The organism is Candidatus Streptomyces philanthi (assembly GCF_059553635.1).
This window is the reverse complement of sequence record NZ_JCANQV010000413.1, coordinates 1-3,973: the sequence shown is the minus strand read 5'-3', so window position 1 is coordinate 3,973 and position 3,973 is coordinate 1. Positions and strand designations below refer to the sequence as shown.

Below are 3,973 nucleotides of genomic sequence, written 5' to 3'. Positions count from 1 at the left end.
GCGGCGCCGCCGTCGACGGTGTGCGCGCCGTCCAGCAGCCGGCGGACGACGTCCTCGTCGGGCTCGACGCCGATCACCAGCATCCGCTCGGCGCGGCCGGCCGCGAGGGCGAGCGCCGCCCAGCGCACCGCGTCCAGGCCCGAGGTCTCGCCGTTGCACACCATGATGTTGGGGCCGCGCAGCCCGTAGCGGATCGCGACGGAGGAGGCGATGACGTTGCTGGACGCGTTGGGCAGGTCCATGGGGCTGGTGCCGGTGACCGTCTCGGCGCGCAGGGTGTCCAGGGCCCGGGTGACGGTGGACAGGTTGCCGAAGTTGGAGCTGACGACGGTTCCGGTGCCGTGGCCGGAGTGGGGCGTCCCGTCGTCGGCGAGCAGCGCGGCGTCGCGCAGGGCGGCGACGGCCAGGCAGTAGCCGAGGCGGGTGGCGCGGTCCTTGTAGCGCAGGCCCTTGCGGCCGACGAGCTGCGCCGGGTCGACCGGCGGCGCGCCGGCGGCGGGGCCGGCGACCAGGTCCGCGAGGGTGTCGGCGCCGGGGAGGAGCACGGCGGCCCCGGTCACCACCGTCGAGGTGTTCATCGTGCCGCCTCTATGATCGCGACGGCGTTGACGCCGCCGAAGCCGAATGCGTTGAGCTGGGCGACGGACAGCGGCGCGGTGGCCGGTCCGCCGGTGACGAAGCGGAAGCCCGCGGCCTCCTCCACCGGGTCCTCCAGGCCGGCGGTCGGCGGTACCCGCCCCTCGTTCAGGGCGGTGACCCCGGCGACCAGGTTGATCAGGCCGGAGGCGCCGGAGGTGTGCCCGGTCATGGACTTCACGGCGGTCATCAGCGGCCGCCCGGCGTGGTCGCCGAGGACGTCGGCGAGGGCGGTGGCCTCGGCCTCGTCGTTGAGGAGGGTGCCGGTGCCGTGGAGCATCACCAGGTCGATGTCACCGGGGCCGACACCGGCGAGCCGGTGGGCCTCGCGCATCGCCTCGGCGATCCCCTCCGGGGAGGGGGCGGTGACGTGGTGGGCGTCGCAGTTGACGGCGACGCCGCGCACCCGGCCCCGCTCCGGGGCGCCGGTGGACTCGCGGCGCAGGACGACGGCGGCGGCACCGTCGCCCATCAGCACCCCGGTGCGGTTGCGGTCGAAGGGCCGTACGCGGTCCGGCGGCGCCGGGTGGACGCGTTCGAGCAGGCCGTGCATGGACTCGGTGAGGACATCGACGCCCGCCACGACGACGGTGTCGGTGCCCTCCTGGCCGAGCAGGTCGCAGCCGAGCGCCAGGGCGTAGAGGGAGGCGGAGCAGGCGCCGGAGAAGGTGTGGGTGTCGTCGGCGCCGAAGCGTTCCCGCAGTGCCGTACCGAAGTGCAGTCCGGTGGCGTCCAGCGGGGCGTCGCCGCGCCACCACAGTTCGGCGGTGCGCAGTTCGCGCAGTCCGGTGCCGATGAGCACCGGGACACCGGCCAGGTCCTCGCCGAGCCCGGCGTCGGCCAGGGCCTCGGCGATGGCGGCGGTCAGCAGCCGGGTGGCGCGGGCCGGGACGTCCTGGCCGGGCGCGGGCCGGTCGTCGACCTCGTAAGCGTGCTGTGCGCGGAACCTGTCGGCCTGGAAGCCGCGGAGCGGGGCGCGGCCGGAGCGGCCCGCGCACAGGCCCTCGAAGAGTTCGCCGGCCGTGGAGCCGATGCTGGCGACGGCTCCCATCCCGGCGATGGGACGGCTCAGCATGCGCGCTCCTGTTCCGCGTCGTAGCGGCCGAGCAGCAGGACGGCGTTGTTGCCGCCGAAGGCCAGGCCGTTGTTCTGCACGACCCGCAGGTCGGCCTCGACGGCCTCGTTCGGCACGCAGTCGACGTCGCACTCCGGGTCGGTGGCCACGTGGTTGATGGTCGGTGGGACGAAACGGTGGGCGATGGCCAGGGCGCAGCCGATGGCGCCCAGCGCGCTGGCGGCGCCCATGCTGTGCCCGAGCATCGATTTCATCGAGACGGTGCGGGGCGGGCGGCCGCCGAACACCTCGCGGATGGCGCCGGCCTCGGTGACGTCGTTGGCGCGGGTGCCGGTGCCGTGCGCGGAGATCAGATCGACCTCGTCGGCCTTGACCCCGGCGTTCTCCAGGGCCAGTTCCATGCAGCGGGCGACGCTGGCCCGGTTGGGTGCCACCGGGTGGTCGGCGTCGCAGTTGAGGCCGTAGCCCAGGACCTCGGCGTAGATGTGCGCGCCGCGGGCGAGCGCCGACTCCAGCTGTTCCAGCAGCAGGACGCCGGCGCCCTCGCCGGTGAGGATGCCCTTGCGGTCGGCGTCGAACGGCTGGCAGCGCTCGGGGGCGATGGTGCCCAGCCGGTAGAAGCCGGTGAAGGTCTTGCGGCACATCGCGTCGGCGCCGCCGCACAGGGCGTAGGCGGCCTCGCCGGAGCTGACGGCGTCGTAGCCGTAGCCGATGGCGTAGTTGCCCGCGGCGCAGGCCGTCGGGACGGTGACGGCCTCGGCGTCGGCGAGCCGCAGTTCCTGGGCGATGGCCACCGACAGCCGGCCGGCGGGGACGCGCCGGGCGGCTGCCGGGTCGTAGGCCGCGGGGCCGTCGGCGAGGTCGGTGCCGACGAGCTGGTCGAGGTCGTACGACTCGCCGTCGGTGGTGCCGATCGACACCATGCCGCGCCGGTCGCGCAGATCGACGTCGTCGAGCCCCGCGTCCTTGAGCGCCATCCGGGCCGCGGCTACCGAGAACTGGGCCGCCCGGCCGAGGTCGTCCACGTCCAGGTTGCGCACCCAGGCGCGGGGGTCGAACTCCGGCACCTCGCAGCCGTTGGCGTGCCCGAACCCCTCGGTGTCGAACACCGAGATGGGGCGGACGCCGCTGCGGCCCTCGCGCAGTCCCGCCAAGAACTCGGCGGCCCCCGTCCCGATGCTGGAGACCACGCCGAGCCCCGTGAGGACGACCCGGTGCGGCCGTCCCGTGCCGGGGCCGGCCGTGCCTGCCGCTGCCGACATCCCTCTCCCCTTCACTCCGTCACCCACCGGCCCGCGGCCTTTTCCCGATTACCAGCCGGCCGATTCGGCGACGACCTCGTACACCCCGGCCAGGTTCACCATGCGGGGAAGTTCGGACTGGTTGATGACGATGCCGAATTCCTTTTCCAGACCGGCGAGGATCTCGATGGCCCGCAGGGAGTCGGCGCTGTGGTCCTCCTTGAAGAGGCTGACCTCCGTCACCTCGTCCTCTTCGATCTCCAGGATGTCGCAGACGATTTCCTTGATCTTCTCCATGCGAGAGGTCCGGAGCGTATCGGTCACAGCATTCCCCTTAACCCGAATTCCCTGCCGAAAATTCATATCGGCGGTACCTGTGCCAATTTCTACGGGCCCGGCGGCGGGCGGACAAGGAGCGCTGCAACAAGCTGTAGCCGGGGGCGGTGCGCGAGGGGGCCCGCGGCCGGGGGGCGCGGGGCCCGTCCGGTCAGGCCGCGGCCGGCGGGGCGTCGAAGGCGCTCGCCGGGACCTCGGGGACGATACGGCGGGCCAGTCCGCACAGGGTCCGGCCGGGGCCGATCTCGATCAGCCGGCGGCAGCCGAGCGGGCCGGTGAGGGTGCGGACGGAGTCCTCCCACAGGACGGGCGAGGTGAGTTGGCGCACGACGAGGCCGGGCCAGTCGTCCGCTCCGGTGTGCGGCGCGGCGTCCGCGTTGGCGACCACCGGCGGATGCTCCGGCGCGAACCGGACGCCGGCCAGCGCCTCGCGCAGCGGCCCGGCGGCGGGCTCCATGAGCGGGGTGTGGAAGGCGCCGCCGACCGGTATCCGGATCAGCTTGGCGCCCGCGCCCGGGGCCGCCGCCTCGGCCGCGGCGACGCCCTCGGCGGTGCCCGAGACGACCACCTGGCCCGGGGCGTTGACGTTCGCCACCCACAGCCGGTGGCCCTCCTCGCCCAAGCGCCGTACGAGGTCCGTGACTTCGGGCAGCGGGGCGCCGACGAGGACGCCCATGGTGCCGTC

5 protein-coding genes are annotated in these 3,973 nt (G+C 74.2%); all 5 read right to left on the bottom strand.

All coding sequences use genetic code 11. The annotated features are described in order from the left end of the window. Window positions 1-578: beta-ketoacyl synthase N-terminal-like domain-containing protein (locus AC51EU_RS28050; protein WP_496269891.1), on the bottom strand; the 578-nt coding region annotated here is incomplete at its 3' end. Further along, the gene (locus AC51EU_RS28045) at window positions 575-1,711 is read right to left on the bottom strand and encodes a beta-ketoacyl-[acyl-carrier-protein] synthase family protein (protein WP_496269890.1); all 1,137 of its coding nucleotides are present in this window, start codon (window positions 1,709-1,711) and stop codon (window positions 575-577) included. The genes AC51EU_RS28045 and AC51EU_RS28050, both read right to left, overlap by 4 nt. After that, window positions 1,705-2,973, bottom strand: a complete 1,269-nt coding sequence (locus AC51EU_RS28040; protein ID WP_496269889.1) for a beta-ketoacyl-[acyl-carrier-protein] synthase family protein — start codon at window positions 2,971-2,973, stop codon at window positions 1,705-1,707. The genes AC51EU_RS28045 and AC51EU_RS28040 overlap by 7 nt, the downstream gene beginning before the upstream one ends. 48 nt (window positions 2,974-3,021) lie before the next feature. Then, window positions 3,022-3,249 (bottom strand): acyl carrier protein, encoded by a 228-nt coding sequence (locus AC51EU_RS28035; RefSeq protein ID WP_496269892.1) that lies wholly within the window; start codon window positions 3,247-3,249, stop codon window positions 3,022-3,024. 190 nt (window positions 3,250-3,439) lie between these two features. Beyond that, window positions 3,440-3,973, bottom strand: a 534-nt coding sequence (locus AC51EU_RS28030) for an ACP S-malonyltransferase (protein WP_496269888.1), incomplete at its 5' end; no start/stop codon positions are given.